The organism is uncultured Campylobacter sp. (genome assembly GCF_937997535.1).
Taxonomy (GTDB): domain Bacteria; phylum Campylobacterota; class Campylobacteria; order Campylobacterales; family Campylobacteraceae; genus Campylobacter_B.
This window is the reverse complement of the sequence record NZ_CALKTT010000097.1, coordinates 1-15,711: the sequence shown is the minus strand read 5'-3', so window position 1 is coordinate 15,711 and position 15,711 is coordinate 1. Positions and strand designations below refer to the sequence as shown.

Genomic DNA, 15,711 nt, shown 5'->3' with positions numbered 1-15,711 from the left:
TAATGTTTTGCAAAGACCAAATCACCGGCACGCTTGTGAATTATTACGTCACCTGTAAGCGCGAAGCGTGGCTTTACGCACACAATATTCACGCCAATCAGGAAGATAAAAACGTGCTGATGGGCAAGGCGCTAGCGGATATCAAAGAGAACGGTTTGCAGGAATTCGCATTTTCAAATTTGAAATTTGATAAGCTTTCCAAGCAGCGCAGACATTATCTCATCACCGAATATAAAAAGAGCCTAAAAAATCCAGAAGCAGGCAAGATGCAGCTGCTTTTTTATATCTATCTTTTAAAAACGGGCTTAAATTTAAGAGAGGTGAAAGGCAAGCTAATTAGCGGCAAAACCGTCATAGCCATTGAGGATAATGCCGAAAATTTCACTAAAATCGAAACAATTCTAAACAGCATCGCCGCCCTTGTAAACGAGCCAAAGCCGCCTAAATTTAGCCCGCAAAAGATTTGCGAGAGTTGCGCTTATCGTGATTATTGCATTTAGGAGATAGAATGTATGCTATTTTATTTTACGATATTTCAAGCAGCGACGAAAAGGAGAAAAATAACGCTGCGCGCGTCCGCAAGGCGGTCGAGAAGTTTCTGCCTCGCGTGCAATTCAGCGTTTTTGAGGGTGAAATCAGAGCGAGCGATCTTAAAAAATTAATGACGATTTTGCAAAAAGAATGTTCTAATAGGCTTGATTCGGTGGTAATTTATACTTTTAATTCACTCAAATATTCACAGCGCCTAGTCATCGGACGCGATAAAAACGAAGCGATTTTCAGCTAAAATTTAAGGATAAAGTATGCAAAAATCGGATCGCACGCATTTTATTTTGAGCTCCGGCCGATTGCGCCGCAAAGATAATAATCTATATTTCGATAAATTTAACGACGAGGGCGGAATTTTAGCTAGTAAAATTTTGCCGATTAACGCAATTGATGAAATTTATATTTTGGCGCGGGTAGAGCTTGACACTTATGCTATGGCGTTTTTGGCTGATAATAACATTTTGTTGCATATTTTTAGCGCCTATCAGAGCTTCCGCGGCAGTTTTTTCCCGAATACTTCAAATTCTGTAAACAAAAGCGGCTTTGTACTTTTGGCGCAGCTGCGGGCTTTTGATGATCTTTCTAAGCGCCTTTTTATCACTCGCGAGATTACTCGCGCTCGCATCTTAAATGCAGCCATTAATTACAAGGCTTACGGCGTCTCGCTCGATACTGCGCCGCATCTGGATGCTCTAGCGCGCGCCTGCGACATAGCAGCGGTAATGGCGGTGGAAGGCGGCTTTGCCAAGCAGTATTTCGCGGCCTGGAACGAAATCATCGAGGATCAGCGCAGTTTTAAATTTACGACGCGCTCCAAACGCCCGCCGGCAGATAAAATTAATGCCCTCATTAGCTATGTAAATACGCGTATTTATAGCGTCTGCCTCAGCGAAATTTACAAAACCGAGCTTGATCCGCGCATCGGCTTTTTACACGAGCCAAACTACCGTGCGCTAAGTCTGCATCTAGATCTTGCAGAGATTTTTAAGCCTATTTTAGGCGATAGATTAATTTTTGGAATGTTAAACAAGCGCGAGATTACGGCAAAAGATTTTGAAACGGACGCGGGGCGTATTCGATTCGGTCGAGAAGCGGTGCAAAAGATCGAGCTAAAAATGATCGAGAAACTATCATCTTGCGCAAATGTAGCGGGACAGAACCTAACCTGGCGTCAAATCATCCGTCGCGAGGCAAATCAGATTAAAAAATACGTCTGTGAAGGCGTGCCTTACGAGGGGCTGGTATGGCGGTAGGCTGGGGTTTTAAGCTCATTCGTGCTTTTAAAATTTTGACTAGAATCACTTACGCCTATAGATTGTGCCCTCTTAAGATGCATGTGCTTTTGAAATAAATTTGATCTGAAGCACGGAACGGCGAACGAATTGGCTTTAAAAACACATATGTTTTTAAAATTTCAGCTTTTTATTATTCACACTTCGATTTTTGAATATCTTTATATTTAGATTTTAACATTTGCACTCACGATACATATAGATAGCGATAAAGTTGCTTTTAAGATTCTGAAATGCCTAATTTTGGGCATTGAGCAATCAGCGCTTTTTTAAATTTAGTCTATTTTAAGGCATAAAAATATATACTCCTAACACTTTCTACCTAGGAAAATGGAAAAATTCGTGCTGTAGAATTCCATCCCGTTGGGAATTGAAACAATTGACAAGGGAGCAGAGAAAAGCGCGCTCCTCGTAGAATTCCATCCCGTTGGGAATTGAAACTAAAATATTCCGCACCGCTTGGAAAGACATGAGCGTAGAATTCCATCCCGTTGGGAATTGAAACTTCTGCCACTGCATTTATAGCGTCCCGCAGGAATGTAGAATAATTATTCTATCCTTTGGGAATTGAAACGCATAAATAGGCTTATTGCACGATTCGCGTAGGAATTCATCTTATTTAAATCAAAACGGATCTACGCGATGCGACTTTTACGGCGGAAATGGATAGAATTCTCATCTCGCTATAAAATTTAAAAAGATTAGTTGTGGCTGGGATAGGATACAGCATGGGGCACTTATGTGAAATTTCATTCGGTTTCAATTTGCCACCAAATATATTAAATTTATAGGTTACGAATGAAATTCTGGAGTTACTCACAAATTAAAATTTTAACGAACTGTATATTTGCCATAATATAAATAGATTTAAATGCAACTCATTTAATAGCAAATTCAAAATATTTGTAAAAATGCACGCTAGGGATCTTAAAAGCTAAGTTAAAGTAAGAATTCCGCATTAATTTCAATTAAATTTACGCTACAAATTTAAGATCATGTGTCAAAGTTAGAATTTAAAATTAAATTAGATGATGCCAAAGAGGCAGAAAGATGGAAAGAATTTTATAAAGTAAGAATTTGGCAACAACCTTTGAAACTGCAAAACAAAGAATATCGGCATAGTCGTCATAAATAAGGAAAAATCATCTAAATTTAATGGATACTACCGCCTTTGCCACATAAAGTATAATAAATAAATGCCTCCGCCAGTTATTTTTTAAAATTTTTAAAAAATTTCTTCAAAAGCGCCTTGTAAAAGATCGCGAATTTCGACTCTTTTTTCTCATAAATCACGCGAAAGACGCCCTGTAGATCCAGCTTTTCTTGCAAAGTAATGTTTTGCACTCTACTCTCCTATAAGTTTTTTTATCTTATGCAGCACAAACGCAGCGTCGTCGCTATCGAGCTCGCACAACATCTGGCATATCGCGGTCGCGGCCTGCGGCTTGGTCGTGCCCAAGCGCCAGTCCTGATACGTCCGCATCGACACGCCTAACCTCTGCGCCATCGCGGCGTGCGAGATCTTTTTGCCGTTGTTTTTGGCTTCGACGGCATTGTGCAAAATGTTGAATATATCGCTCGTTTCTAACATATGAAAATTATACAAATTTATTCGTTAATTATACATAAAATCGTATAAAATGAATAAAAATCGTGTCATTCATAAGTAAAAATAGCAAAACACTTCGTTTATCCGTGTGAATTATACAGAATACTGCATAAAATAAACATAAAATTTTATAAAATTTTGCATATTATGCTGTAAAGATGAACCGGCCCACGCAAACAGGCATCTTATAGAACGGCACATTAAATTTTTAAACCGGGATATATGAAATTTTATAATCGAAGCTTTTGGGGTTTGATTTTTTGATCGGTTCTGGTAGCAATTACAAACAAGATGGAATTTTACCCTATGCCGAGCCATATCCGGTACAAAGAGCGTTTCAATTCCTAGTGGAGTAGAATTCTACGGAAAGGCGGTGAATGCGGGATATGTGAGTTTCGCATTTCAATTCCCGTTGGGAATTGAAACTATGGGCGACAGCCGCAGAGAAAAGCAAGCGACGAGGTAGAATTCTATTCCACTAGGAATTGAAACGTGATATACTTCATCACGTAGCCCGTGGCGTTGTGTAGAATTCCATCCCATTAGATAGAATTTCAAAGAATCTTGAGGTCCATAATCATAGAATTTAATGCGTTTCTATATATTAGGAAATAATCCCTAATGAGGCAATTCCTAAGCAAGCCTCCATGGCAATTCTTAGCGAGTAATCTTCATTGGCAAGATTTAACCCTTTTTCTTATCCTTCTTGTTCTTGCGGGAGGGGCTTTCCAGCTTGCGCCAAGCCTCGCTTTTTTGGCTATCCTCCATTAGGACTATCTCCCTGGTGCCGTTTCGCACGAGGTTTGGATCCACTGCAAGCTCCTTCGCGTCGATCTTTTCGGGATAGTCTATGCGCGAGAGTATGCAGCGGAAGGCGTTTAGCCGCGCGATCTTTTTGTCGTTGCTATCAAGGATCGTCCACGGCGCAAACTCGGTATTTGAAGCGAGCAGCATCGAGTATTTTGCGAGCGTGTATTGATTCCACAGCTCCTGCGATCTCGCATCCACCGGCGAGAGTTTATATTGCTTCAGCGGGTCGGTACGGCGCGATTCAAAGCGCCTTTTTTGCTCCTCTTTGGAGACTGAGAAGTAAAATTTAAACAAAATTATCCCCGCACTTACCAAAAGCTCCTCAAATTTAGGCACTTGGCGCAGGAAATCTTTATGCTCGGCGTGAGTGCAAAAGCCCATCACCGGCTCGACCATCGCGCGGTTATACCAGCTGCGGTCAAATATCGTGATCTCGCCGCCGCTGGGTAGGTGCGCGACGTAGCGCTGGAAGTACCACTGCGTCTTTTCTACGTTGCTCGGCTTTTCGAGCGCTACGATGCGGCATCCGCGTGGATTTAGGTGCTCGGTTAAGCGCTTGATCGTGCCGCCTTTGCCCGCCGCGTCGCGCCCCTCCATCAAAATCAAAATTTTTAATCCCTTTTCTTTTACGAATTTTTGCAGCTTCAAAAGCTCGATCTGGTATCTCTCAAGCAGCGTTTCGTAGTCTTTGAACGAGATTTTTTCATACTTTGAGCTTTTAAATTCTATCTCTTTCAGTGCTATTTCGCCCGTTTCGGTTTTGATCTCTTTGCTCATATCGCCTCCTAAAAATTTTAAGGAATTTTACAAAAAAGTTCTTTAGATTACACTATAAATTCATACTTATTACGTTAGAATGTAGGAAAAAATTTCAAAGGATAAAATTTGATCAGATCGCTGATTTTGACGGCATTTTTTCTCTTGGGTTTAGGTGCCGAGCCCTTAAAACCTTCCGATGCGTTCAAGCTTAACGCGACGGCGCAGAGCGATAGCGTAACGCTAAGCTTCGATGTTGCAGACGGAATCTATCTCTATCAAAACGAGATAAAAATTTTCACTGACGGCGCGGAGGTGACGAATTTAATAAATTTGCCCGCCGCGACCGAATACAAGGATTATAAAATTTACGAGGGCAAATTTAGCATCGTCGTGCCTTTAGGCCTCGTGCTCGCAAATGCCGCGAACAGCGATAATTTCGTACTTAACGGCGATTTTTTGGGCTGCACGAAGTCGGGCTTTTGCTACCAGCCGCAGCAGTTCGGCTTTAGCTTCAAGCGCGCGGCGGAGGGCTATGAGATCGGTAAAATTTCAAACTCCGAGCTGAAAAGATACCGAAGCGGCGTAAATTTCGCGCATATTTCTGACACGTACAGCGCGCAGAGCGGGGCTGTAAATTTTAAAAGCAATACTGCAGCAGCGGGCGCAGAGACAGATTCTGTGGCGGACTCGCACGCGGCTGGAAATTCCGCGGTAAGCTCGGCTGAAAACGCTGCTGTAAATTCCCATCAAACTTCCGCGCACAAAAATCCGCACGCAAATTCCATCTCCGAGCAGGATAAAATTTTAAACGTTCTTAGCGGCAAGAGCTTCATCGCCGCGATCGCGCTGTTTTTCGGCTACGGCGTGCTGCTCTCGCTAAGTCCTTGCGTCTATCCGCTCATCCCGATCCTCTCGTCGATCATCGTGGCGAAAACTTCCTCGAAGCCGAGCGCAAAAAAAAGCCTCGCCGTAAGCCTCGCGTATATTTTCGGGATGGCGAGTTCGTATGCGATTTTAGGAGCTTTCGTAGCGGTTTTCGGGCAAAATTTACAGGGCCTGCTGCAAACTCCGCCCGCGCTGATCCTAACCTCGCTCATATTCGCCGCGCTCGCGCTTTCGATGTTCGGATTTTATGAGATCCGCCTGCCTGCGCGCTTCCAAAGCTTCTTAAATAGCAAAAGCGAAAATGCTGGCGGCTTGATCGGAGTTTTTTCGATGGGGCTTATCTCGGCGCTCGTCGTATCGCCGTGCATCTCCGCTCCGCTTGCGGGCGCGCTTGTTTACATCGCGGGCAGCGGCGACGTTCTGCTGGGTGCGGCGGCTCTTTTTGCGCTGGGGCTCGGAAGCGGCGCGCTACTGCTTGTGGTGGGGCTCGGCGGAGCACTGCCTAGGCCCGGAGCTTGGATGGAGGCGGTGCCTAAAATTTTCGGCTTTTTGCTGCTTTTTACGGCGGTGTGGATTTCGCGCACGCTCATCGGCGAAAATTTAAGCCTGCTTATTTATGCGGTTTTAGGCGCGATCTTTGCAGGATTTTTGGGGCTGTTTGACGGCAGCGCGAGCGGTATCAAGCGCGCTTTGGCTCTTATAATCGCGCTATATTCGGCGCTGCTGCTCGCGGGCTTTGCCAGCGGCGCGAAAGATTTTTCCAGACCGCTTGGTAATCTAATCCCGCAAAGTACGAGATATTCCAGCGGCGGCCCCGGCGGCGAGAGCTTGCAGGCAGGCGAAATTTCTAGCGCTCAAAATTTTGGCGGCGCGCATTTTTCGTTTGTGCACGATCTGGCGCAGCTGCGCGGCAAAATAGAAAATTCCAAAAAGCCCGTGATAGTGGATTTTTGGGCTAGCTGGTGTAAAAATTGCGAGCAGAGCGAGCGAGCGTTCGCAGACCCAGCTCTTGCCGGCGCGCTAGATAAATTTAGCCTTTTAAAGATCGATCTTAGCGAAGATAGCGAGCAAAACAGAGCGATAAAAGCTCATTTCAACGTATTCGGCCCGCCTACGATTCTGTTTTTTAAAGAGGGCGCCGAGATTGCGAACTTGCGCCAGATCGGCAGCGTAAATTCCGAAAAGCTGGCCGAAATTTTAACCGAAATTTAGTGAAATTTAGATAGATTTCAAACAAAATTTAGTTTTAAGGATTGCGCGATGATAAGCAAAAATAGGGCTACGAAAGAGACTAAAATCGAGCTTGAGCTTGAGCTTTACGGGCGCGGCGAGGCGCAGATACAAACGGGCATCGGTTTTTTCGATCATATGCTTAGCGCGTTTGCCAAGCACGCGTGGATCGATCTGAACCTGCGCTGCGAGGGCGATTTGCAGGTTGATTTTCACCACAGCGTCGAGGACTGCGGCATCGTGCTCGGAAGCGCGATCAAAGATGCGATCTATCCCGCGCAAAACATCGAGCGCTTCGGCGATAGCGTCGTCGTGATGGACGAAGCCGCCGTAAGCGCCGCGCTTGATTTTTCCAACCGTGCGTTTTTGGTATTTGATTGCCCGAGCCTGAAGCGCGGTAAGATCGGCGAATTCGACGCTGAGCTCGTGGAGGAGTTTTTCCGCGCTCTGGCTTTTAACGCAAATTTAACGCTGCATATAAGCCAGATCCGAGGCGAAAATCTGCATCACGTCGCAGAAGCCGCGTTTAAGGCGTTCGCCGTCGCATTTCGTCGCGCAATAAGCATCAACGAGCGCGCTGGCGTGCCTAGCACGAAGGGCGTTTTATAGCGGTAAATGCGCGCTAAATTTAGCAAAATTAGCAATTCGCGGTTTTGAAATTTTATCGGCGTTTGAAATTTTACTTTCGCCGCCGCTTGAAATTTGCAAAATTTCGCCATTGCTCTGGCAAAGCGCGCCGCTTTATTAAGACCGCTGGCGGTGCATTTGCGCCCGCCGCGAAAACCGCGAACTATGCTATATGAAATTTCGCACTGCCGGAGCTCTAAAATGCCGCTTTGTACATTAAAAATTTAAAGGTAAAAGATGAATATTTTCGGATCGCTTATGGAGATTTTAAATGTGCTCTTTTTGATCTGCTTTGTTTGGCTCATAGTGTGTTTGATTAAATTTATCAGATCAAAAAACGAGCCGGAGCGCCATAAAAGAGATAAAAAATTTCTAATTATTTCGACGGTTGTGTTTGCATGCGCTTTTGCTCCACTCATATATTCTCAGTGGCTATTCGATCCTTTTTCTATACTTATCTTGGTTTTTACCGGGCTACCGGTAGTTTCGCTCATTTGGCTAATTGTAAGTTTAGTAAAATTTATTAGATCTGCTAAAAGCACGGCTGAGTGCCGTAGAAGAATTAGAAATTTGCTGATTCTTTCTGCATTTTCGTTCATAACTTTTTTAGCTGTCCTAATGGGCTTTTTATGGCTGCTTAATAGCGCGCTTGCGCATATGTGAGGCACAAAATGAGCGATGAAATTTTTCAAAAAACGATCGCCGTAATATTTACGGCTTGGGCGATCAGCGTTTGCGCACTAACCGCAGCGGCGCTGTATCTGCAGAGCAAATGTTCGATCATCTCCTATATCGCGAACGGCAACTAAGATGAAGCGCACATCTATCGTCATTTTGCTGCTGCTTGGCTTGGCGGCTTTCGATTTTGCATTTTACAGCCTCGTCGTGAAGCGATACGTAAATCAAAGCAGCGCCGAGATGCAGGCCAAATCGATCGAGCTGCATAAATTCCTGCCGTTTGAGCAGGGCTCGCAGATCGTGCGCGCCAGCTCCGGCTTAAAACTTAGCGGCGATCTGCCGATAATCGACGGCGCAGCGGCGCTATATCCCGTGTTTTCGGCATTCGTCGCGGCAAACTATCCCAAAGAAAGCGTGGAATTTGACGGGCGAAATTTTACCGATGCTAGCAGGCTTAAATTTAGCAACACTCGCGGAGCATACAAGGCCATAAGCGACGGCGAGGTGGATCTGATCTTTGTCGCCGCCCCCTCAAAGCAGCAGCTTGATTACGCGCGCGAAAAGGGCGCGCGCTTGCGCTTCGTGCCGATCGGGCTGGAGGCGTTCGTCTTTATCGTAAATGCAAATAACAAAGTTTCAAGCTTAAGCGTGGATCAGGTGCGAGGAATTTATTCCGGGCAATATAGCGACTGGTCGCAGCTCGGCGGCGAGCGAATGCGAATAGATGCCGTGCAGCGAAACGCGGGCAGCGGCAGCCAGAGCGCGTTTTTGAAATTTATGGGCGAGATACAACCTAAGCGCAAGATCACGGGCTTTTTCGGTAGCGCGATCGGCTTTTCGTTTCGCTATTACGTCGAGGGAATCGTGCAAAACGGCGGCGTGAAGATGCTTAGCCTAAACGGCGCGTATCCGAACAAAGAAAATATCGCTAGCCGCAAATACCCGCTCGTAGCCGAAATTTACGCGGTTTACGACGAAAATAACAAAAACGAAAATATTCGCATCTTGATAGACTGGATCCTTTCGCCGCAGGGGCAAAGCATCATCGAAAATAGCGGCTACGTGCCGATTAAGGGCTAAGATCGCGGCTTAAATTTATACGGCGTTTGCCAAAAATTCAGCCAAATTTCGTTAAAATCACAAAATTTCAAAAAACGGAAACGAAGTGATAAAGATCATATTTTTAGACGTAGACGGCTGCCTTAGCGACGGCGGGCTGTATCATTCAAACGGCGGCGAAGAGATGAAGAAATTTAACGTAAAAGACGGATTCGGCATCCAGGAATGGCAGCGGCTGGGGCTAAAGGTCGCGATCATCACCGGCAAAAGCTCGCAAATCGTCGCAAACCGCGCGCGCGAGCTAAAGATCGATACGCTATTTCAAGGCGAAAAAGACAAGCTCTCAAGGGCGGAACAAATTTTAAAAAATTTTAATCTAAGCTTCGATGAAGCCGCCGCGATCGGCGATGATATAAACGACGCGAAGCTTTTAAATGCAGTCGCGATCAGCTTCAAGCCCGCCGATGCGCTAAGCTCGCTAAAAGCGGACGTCGTGCTAAGCAAAAACGGCGGCTGCGGCGCGGTTCGCGAGATGATCGAAACGCTCGTCGATAAAAACGGCATGCGCGAAGAGTGGAATAGCAAATGGCTGTAGTTTCGCAAGCGCGCGTGAGAGAGCCTGCGAGAGGCGAAATTCCGCGCAGATCAAGAAGGACTGAGCGATGGTGATAAAAATTTTCTACGTCGCGATTGCGATCTTTTGCGTCGCGATGGTGTTTTTAAGCGTGCAGACGCCGTATTTTAGCGATATGTTTAGGCAGGATCTAAGCATTGCGAATATGGAGATGAAAAAGATCGTCGATTATCAGATCGGCGAGCGCGTGGATGCTAAATTTACCGCAGATAGCGGCACTCGCTACAAGGATCGCGACGAGTTTGTAAATTTCAAAGCCGAGGAGATTAGCGCGGATCTAAATCATACTTTGGTTTCAAAGACCGCGACGCGCGCCGGCGAGCTGATAAAATTTAACGGCGATGCGCACTATGTAAATAGCAGAGGCTTTGATTACACGGCGCAGGAGATCATCTACGATACGAGCAGCAAGATCGTCCGCTCCGACGTGCCATACGTGCTGCGCCAAGGCGGCGACCGCATTACGGGCGCAAGCATCAGCTACGATACCAAAACCAAACAAACAAACTCAAAAGGAATCCACGCATGGTATTTAATAAAAGATCAAAACTCCACAAACTAATACTTTCAGCCGCGCTAATTACTAGCTTTAGCGCGTCAGCTCTCGGTGCCGCGCAGGAGCAGGTCGAGGTCACGGCGGATAATTTTTTCGCCGACGAGATCAAGCAGATCAGCGTGCTGACGGGCAACGTCCGTATCAAAAAGGGCGCTTACGATACGCTAAATTCCGACAAAGTGACGATCTATTTCGACGCTAAGCGCCAGCCTACCAAATACGTCGCGACGGGAAATGCAAATTTTAAAATTTTGCTCAATCAAAAGCATTACGACGGCAGAGGCGGCGTGCTGACCTACGATCCGACCATCGAGGCCTACACGCTCGAAAACAACGCCTATCTGCACGAAGCCGAGACTAAAAAAGAGGTTTACGGCGATAAAATCATCGTAAATCGCCAAAAGGGCACCTACGAAGTAAAAAGCGGCGGCGGCGAGAAAAAGCCCGTGCGTCTGATCTTTCAGGTCGAAGATCAAAACAAATGATCTATCCTAGCAGCGCGCAGTTTATCACCTCCGCCGCAAATATCGGCGGTGCGCCCGAGTTTGCGATGAGCGAAGTGGCGTTTTTGGGGCGTTCCAACGTCGGCAAAAGCAGTCTGATAAACGCGCTTACCGGGCGTAAAAATCTAGCCAAATCAAGCTCGACGCCGGGCAGAACGCAGCTGATAAATTTTTTTGAAGTTAAATTTAAACAAAAGCTTGCCACAGACTCGGACGGCTCGCAAAATGAAACATCGCCCGATCTAGCAAGCAAAGAGGCTTTAAGCTTGGCTGCAAATTGCGCGCAAGATCACGCGGACGCTGCGGCGTCTGAGCGAAATTTAAAGCAGGATTTCGTTTTAAATTTAAAAAGCGCTTCGGCGGATTTTGGATCGGATCGCGAGGCGGATCTTACGGCAGGTCTCGCGCCGAATTCCGCGCAAAGCCCCGAATTAAATTTTACAGGTAGATCCGCGCTAAGCTTAGCGGACAACTCCGCTTTTTCGGATCTTGTGAGCTTGGGTGAAAATATCTCTTTGATCTTCGTGGATCTGCCCGGGTTCGGGTATGCCAAGGTTTGCAAAAAACTGCATTATATCTGGCAAAAAAATCTCGACGAATTTATCAAAGAGCGCCTAAATATCAAGCTTTTCGTCCATCTCATCGACGCGAGGCAATTTGATCTTTCGATAGATAAAAATTTGCAAAACTATCTCGCTAGTTTTCTGCGCGGCGATCAAAAGGTCGTGAGGCTCTACACCAAAGCCGACAAGCTCAATCAAAGCGAGCGCGCAAAGCTTTTGAGGCACGATCCGCAGGCGGTTTTAGTCTCTACGCTAAAGGGCGGCGGGCTGCAAAAAGCGCGCGAGATCATCGTGTGCAGGGCGTTTGGATTATGAAATTTCTAAATTTAAATACGTTAAATTTTGCGGTGCAGAATTTCAAAATAATTAAATTTAGAGGATATAAAATGCGCCGCCAAGATCGCGCAAAGATTAGGGAAAATTTTAGATGATACGGCTGAAAAAGGCGCGCCTTTGCGACATTTCGCGTATGCAGGAGCTCGTAAAAGAGGAGGTGCAAAACGGCGTGATCTTGCCGCTTGAAAGCGATGAGATCGCTGCTAATATCCGCTCATATGTGCTGGCGTTCGGCTGCGATTATAAGGCGGATAGGAGTTTTGATTCCAAGGAAAATTTGAGTTTCGATTCTAAAGAAAATTCCGACTTAAATTTAGCCAGGAATTCCGATTCAAATTTAGCGCGCAATGCCGATTTAAATTTAATCCAAAGCTCCGCCGAAAATTTTGCCGAAATTACTTCTGAAAATTCCGCCGAAGATGCCGCGGGCAATTTCGCGGCGCAACGAGATACGTCTCAAAATAGCGCGCCACGAAATAGCGCGCTGCAAGCCGTATCCGGGGCGGGGTGTGCACAAGCCGGCAAAGAGCAAATTTTACGGAGCAAATATTTGCAAGAGGCGAGCGTTTTTCAAACCGAATGTTCGCAGCCCCACGAATCGCGGTGCTTAAAAGAAGCCGAAATTTTGGCGGGCTTTGCTTCGCTTAAAATTTTTAACGCCGATCTTGCCGAGGTGCGCTCGCTCATTGTCGCTCCGCAGTTTCGCAGGCGCGGCATTGCCAGAGCTATCGTAAACGAGCTGCTCGGTGAAGCGAAATTTTACGGGCTGAAAAGCGTATTTACGCTCACCTATCAAAAAGAATTTTTTGAGCGGCTGGGTTTTACCGAAATCCCAAAGGACGAGCTGCCCGCGCAAAAAATTTGGGCCGATTGTATTAAATGCAAAAAGTTTCCGGTATGCAACGAAATCGCACTTATCTATACCTTATAGCGGACACGCTTTTTAGCGCAGGGGTTCTTTTCTACCTGCTTCTAAGTGCGGTGTATAGAGGCTTGCCGCCGCTGATTGGATTTTTTTTCACGGCGATGGTGGTACAAAAATATGAAAACGACGTAAAATTTAAAAAGTTCGGCTTTACCTGGTTTTTCTCTATTTTTTATCTGTTTTGCGCCGAGCAGATACACGGATTTAACCTATTTAGCGTGGCTATCGCGTATTGTATATTTTATTTCGTGATCTATGAAAACTCATTTAAATATATTAAATTTAGAAATTTTTTGATCTGCTTTTACGTGATGATCAGCTATGTTTTGGTCTTTGTGGTGAGCAACGCGATCTCGGCGATCAAAAAGAGCGAGTATCTGCCCCTAAGCAGCGAGTATTTAAATTATATCGTGATCGAAATTTTGCTCGCTTTGCTCTTTTTTAAGGGGCGGTTGGTATGAGGCTAAAGTTCGTATTCGTATTTGTAATACTATTTTTCAGCATGCTTTTGGTTAGAATTTATTATCTTTCGATCAAATCGAACGAATTCTACGAGCAGGTCGCTAAAAACAATGTCATCTCTACCGAATACATCCCGCCGGTGCGCGGTCAAATTTTAGATGCCAAAGGCCGCCCGCTCGCGATAAATAATCTCGGCTTTTCTCTATCCATCGCGCCGCATCTAAAAGACGCCGCGCTGCAAAGCGAGCTAAATAACATCTCGCGCTATTTCAAAGATCTCAACGTCACCGCGATGAGCAAGAGCTACAAGGACGCGAATTCCGCTTATAATCAAGATTTTATCGAAGTCGTGCCGTTTTTGGACTACAACGCCACGATACAGCATTTCGCGAGCTTAAGCCTGCACGAAAACATCAAAATTTCGCCCGCTTCGCAGCGCTTCTATCCTTACGGCGCGCTTGCTTCGCACATCATCGGCTACGTCGGCCGCGCCAATAAAAAAGATATCCAAAACAACCCCCTAAGCGCGCTTACCGGATACAACGGCAGAAGCGGCGTCGAGGGGTATTATAACGAGCTTTTGCAGGGTAGCAAGGGCGAGCGCAAGACGAAAGTTACGGCGCTAAATCAGGTCGTAGAGGAGATCTCGATGCAAGAGCCCAGCAGCAGCGAAATTTCGCTTACCATCGATCTTGAGCTGCAAAAATACCTCGAGGAAATTTTTAAAGACAAGGACGGCGTAGCGATCGTGATGGATCTGCGCGACGGCGCTATCATCGCGGCGGGCAGCTTCCCCGAGTACGATCTAAACACCTTCGTGGGCGGAATTTCACAGGCGCAGTGGGACGAGCTGATAAAAGATCCGCGCCATCCGTTTACGAATAAGCTCGTAAACGGTCTCTATCCGCCGGGCTCCGTAATTAAAATGGCAGTGGGAATGAGCTTTTTAAACAGCGGCAAGATCAACGAGAACTGGAGCGTGTTTTGCAGCGGTGCGATAGAGCTTGGAGGGCGTAAATTTCGCTGCTGGAAGAGCTGGGGTCACGGCCGCGTGAGCCTAGTAGAGGCGATTAAAGGCAGCTGCGATGTGTATTTTTACGAAGGCTCGCTGCTGGTGGGGATCGACTATATGTCCGCGTATCTGCAGCGTCTGGGTTTCGGTAGTAAAACAGGCGTCGATCTGCCCAATGAGTTTGTAGGCACGATGCCTAATAAGGCCTGGAAAATGCAGAAATTTAAGCGCGCGTGGTATCAGGGCGAGACGGTCAATGCTTCGATCGGTCAAGGCGATGTGCTCGTCACCCCTATGCAGGTGGCTAAAAACACCGCGCAGATCGCCTCGGGCAAGGCTATCACGCCGCATTTTTTAAAAAGCATCGACGGCAAGCCGGTGGAATTTGCCCCTACGGAGCTTTTCACGCCGAAAGAAAAGGCGCAGCTGCCCCTCGTGCGACGCGGGATGTATGAGGTCGGCAATAACCCCGACGGAGGCACCGCCTACAAGCTCATCCATACCGCAGTAGTGCCTCTAGCGGTCAAGACGGGAACCGCGCAGGTCGTAGGCATCTCGCAGACCACCAAAAAGCGAATGAAAGAGGCCGATATGGACTACTTCCACCGCTCGCACGCCTGGATGACGAGCTTCGGGCCGTACGATAAGCCGCAATACGCCGTAACCGTGCTCGTAGAACACGGCGGCGGAGGCGGAAGCGCGGCAGGACCAGTGATAATGCAAATCTACGAAAAACTCGCTCAGATGGGCTACATCGACGCCAACGCAACGGCCAGTAAAGACAGCGCAAAGAAGACGAAGTAGAGCGGAATTTTAAAATTATAAAATTTTAGAATTCCGCCTTTCCTTCGCGGGCTTGGAATTTTAAAATTTAGCTTGGAGCATCGATACGGAATTTTAAAATTTTATGAAACTTGGAGGAGATAGAATTCTATCTCGCCTTTGTCTGCTTAAAATTTTAAAATTTAGCGCAGCGCGGAGACTTTGAAATTTAGAATTTTACCCGTCCTTTGCAGACTTGAAATTTTAAAATTTAGAGCGGCAAAAGACCTTAAAATTGAGTAGATCAAAGCAGTTTTAAATTTTAAATACATTATATATTAGCGCATAGGCGGATATAAATATATCGTAGTATAATCCGAGAATTAAATTTTAAGGAGTGGAGAATGGCGTTTATTGCGGAATATATTTCTAAAGAGGATATTAAGAAATATGATATTAT

General features: G+C 46.1%; 17 protein-coding genes, 2 pseudogenes and 1 CRISPR repeat array. Of the genes and pseudogenes, 15 read left to right on the top strand and 4 right to left on the bottom strand.

Translation table 11 applies throughout. From position 1 onward, the window contains the following. Positions 1-2: 2 nt before the first annotated feature. Genes Q0117_RS09490 through cas1 form a run of 3 tightly spaced genes read left to right on the top strand, consistent with a single transcriptional unit; the run spans position 3 to position 1,802 of the window. The gene (locus Q0117_RS09490; protein ID WP_297925291.1) at positions 3-500 is read left to right on the top strand and encodes a Dna2/Cas4 domain-containing protein; all 498 of its coding nucleotides are present in this window, start codon (positions 3-5) and stop codon (positions 498-500) included. A gap of 8 nt (positions 501-508) precedes the next feature. Then, positions 509-787 (top strand): CRISPR-associated endonuclease Cas2, encoded by a 279-nt coding sequence (gene cas2, locus Q0117_RS09485; RefSeq protein ID WP_297925287.1) that lies wholly within the window; start codon positions 509-511, stop codon positions 785-787. A 16-nt stretch (positions 788-803) separates the two neighbouring features. Continuing rightward, complete coding sequence (gene cas1 / locus Q0117_RS09480; RefSeq protein WP_297925284.1) at positions 804-1,802, top strand: CRISPR-associated endonuclease Cas1; 999 nt, start codon at positions 804-806, stop codon at positions 1,800-1,802. Between the two features lie 386 nt (positions 1,803-2,188). Next, a CRISPR array of direct repeats spans positions 2,189-2,415; the repeat unit is 30 nt; unit sequence GTAGAATTCCATCCCGTTGGGAATTGAAAC. A gap of 635 nt (positions 2,416-3,050) precedes the next feature. Here cas1 and Q0117_RS09475 read toward each other — a convergent pair. The 3 genes from Q0117_RS09475 to ppk2 all read right to left on the bottom strand — a co-directional run bounded on the left by Q0117_RS09475 (position 3,051) and on the right by ppk2 (position 5,037). Further along, positions 3,051-3,185, bottom strand: a complete 135-nt coding sequence (locus Q0117_RS09475) for a hypothetical protein (RefSeq protein WP_005869088.1) — start codon at positions 3,183-3,185, stop codon at positions 3,051-3,053. Position 3,186: 1 nt separating this feature from the next. Then, on the bottom strand, positions 3,187-3,432 hold the full coding sequence (locus Q0117_RS09470; protein ID WP_040303199.1) for a helix-turn-helix transcriptional regulator: 246 nt from the start codon (positions 3,430-3,432) through the stop codon (positions 3,187-3,189). 702 nt (positions 3,433-4,134) lie between these two features. Next, positions 4,135-5,037 carry a polyphosphate kinase 2 gene (ppk2, locus tag Q0117_RS09465; protein WP_297881392.1) on the bottom strand — a complete coding sequence of 301 codons (903 nt, stop codon included), beginning with the start codon at positions 5,035-5,037 and terminating at the stop codon, positions 4,135-4,137. Positions 5,038-5,145: 108 nt separating this feature from the next. Between ppk2 and dsbD the strand changes: the two genes are divergently transcribed. Further along, positions 5,146-7,116 carry a protein-disulfide reductase DsbD gene (dsbD, locus tag Q0117_RS09460; protein ID WP_297925246.1) on the top strand — a complete coding sequence of 657 codons (1,971 nt, stop codon included), beginning with the start codon at positions 5,146-5,148 and terminating at the stop codon, positions 7,114-7,116. Between the two features lie 48 nt (positions 7,117-7,164). Beyond that, a complete protein-coding gene (hisB, locus tag Q0117_RS09455) occupies positions 7,165-7,743 on the top strand; it encodes an imidazoleglycerol-phosphate dehydratase HisB (protein WP_297925210.1) in 579 nt (192 codons plus the stop codon). A 242-nt stretch (positions 7,744-7,985) separates the two neighbouring features. Here the strand turns inward: hisB and Q0117_RS09450 are convergent, their stop codons facing one another. Beyond that, complete coding sequence (locus tag Q0117_RS09450; protein ID WP_297925197.1) at positions 7,986-8,180, bottom strand: hypothetical protein; 195 nt, start codon at positions 8,178-8,180, stop codon at positions 7,986-7,988. Between the two features lie 252 nt (positions 8,181-8,432). Between Q0117_RS09450 and Q0117_RS09445 the strand changes: the two genes are divergently transcribed. From Q0117_RS09445 to mrdA, 10 genes and pseudogenes are all read left to right on the top strand, one after another. Next, complete coding sequence (locus Q0117_RS09445) at positions 8,433-8,570, top strand: hypothetical protein (RefSeq protein ID WP_297925184.1); 138 nt, start codon at positions 8,433-8,435, stop codon at positions 8,568-8,570. A gap of 1 nt (position 8,571) precedes the next feature. Then, positions 8,572-9,519: a substrate-binding domain-containing protein gene (locus tag Q0117_RS09440; protein ID WP_297925176.1), complete on the top strand. Its 948-nt coding sequence runs from the start codon at positions 8,572-8,574 to the stop codon at positions 9,517-9,519. Positions 9,520-9,604: 85 nt separating this feature from the next. Further along, positions 9,605-10,093, top strand: a complete 489-nt coding sequence (locus Q0117_RS09435) for an HAD-IIIA family hydrolase (protein WP_297925164.1) — start codon at positions 9,605-9,607, stop codon at positions 10,091-10,093. Between the two features lie 67 nt (positions 10,094-10,160). Beyond that, the gene (lptC, locus tag Q0117_RS09430; RefSeq protein WP_291937575.1) at positions 10,161-10,694 is read left to right on the top strand and encodes an LPS export ABC transporter periplasmic protein LptC; all 534 of its coding nucleotides are present in this window, start codon (positions 10,161-10,163) and stop codon (positions 10,692-10,694) included. Beyond that, positions 10,658-11,173, top strand: coding sequence for a lipopolysaccharide transport periplasmic protein LptA (gene lptA / locus Q0117_RS09425; protein WP_297925140.1), 516 nt, complete (start codon positions 10,658-10,660; stop codon positions 11,171-11,173). The genes lptC and lptA overlap by 37 nt, the downstream gene beginning before the upstream one ends. After that, a pseudogene (locus Q0117_RS10690) lies at positions 11,170-11,412 on the top strand (GTPase); the annotation flags it as partial. The gene lptA and the pseudogene Q0117_RS10690, both read left to right, overlap by 4 nt. Positions 11,413-11,706: 294 nt before the next feature. Then, a pseudogene (locus Q0117_RS10685) lies at positions 11,707-12,069 on the top strand (YihA family ribosome biogenesis GTP-binding protein); the annotation flags it as partial. A 112-nt stretch (positions 12,070-12,181) separates the two neighbouring features. Beyond that, entirely contained in the window at positions 12,182-13,021 is an 840-nt protein-coding gene (locus tag Q0117_RS09410) for a GNAT family N-acetyltransferase (protein WP_366807802.1), read from the top strand. Beyond that, a complete protein-coding gene (locus Q0117_RS09405) occupies positions 12,988-13,476 on the top strand; it encodes a hypothetical protein (RefSeq protein ID WP_297925094.1) in 489 nt (162 codons plus the stop codon). The genes Q0117_RS09410 and Q0117_RS09405 overlap by 34 nt, the downstream gene beginning before the upstream one ends. Then, positions 13,473-15,293, top strand: coding sequence for a penicillin-binding protein 2 (mrdA, locus tag Q0117_RS09400; RefSeq protein ID WP_297925087.1), 1,821 nt, complete (start codon positions 13,473-13,475; stop codon positions 15,291-15,293). Before Q0117_RS09405 ends, mrdA begins: the two co-directional genes overlap by 4 nt. Positions 15,294-15,711: the final 418 nt, after the last annotated feature.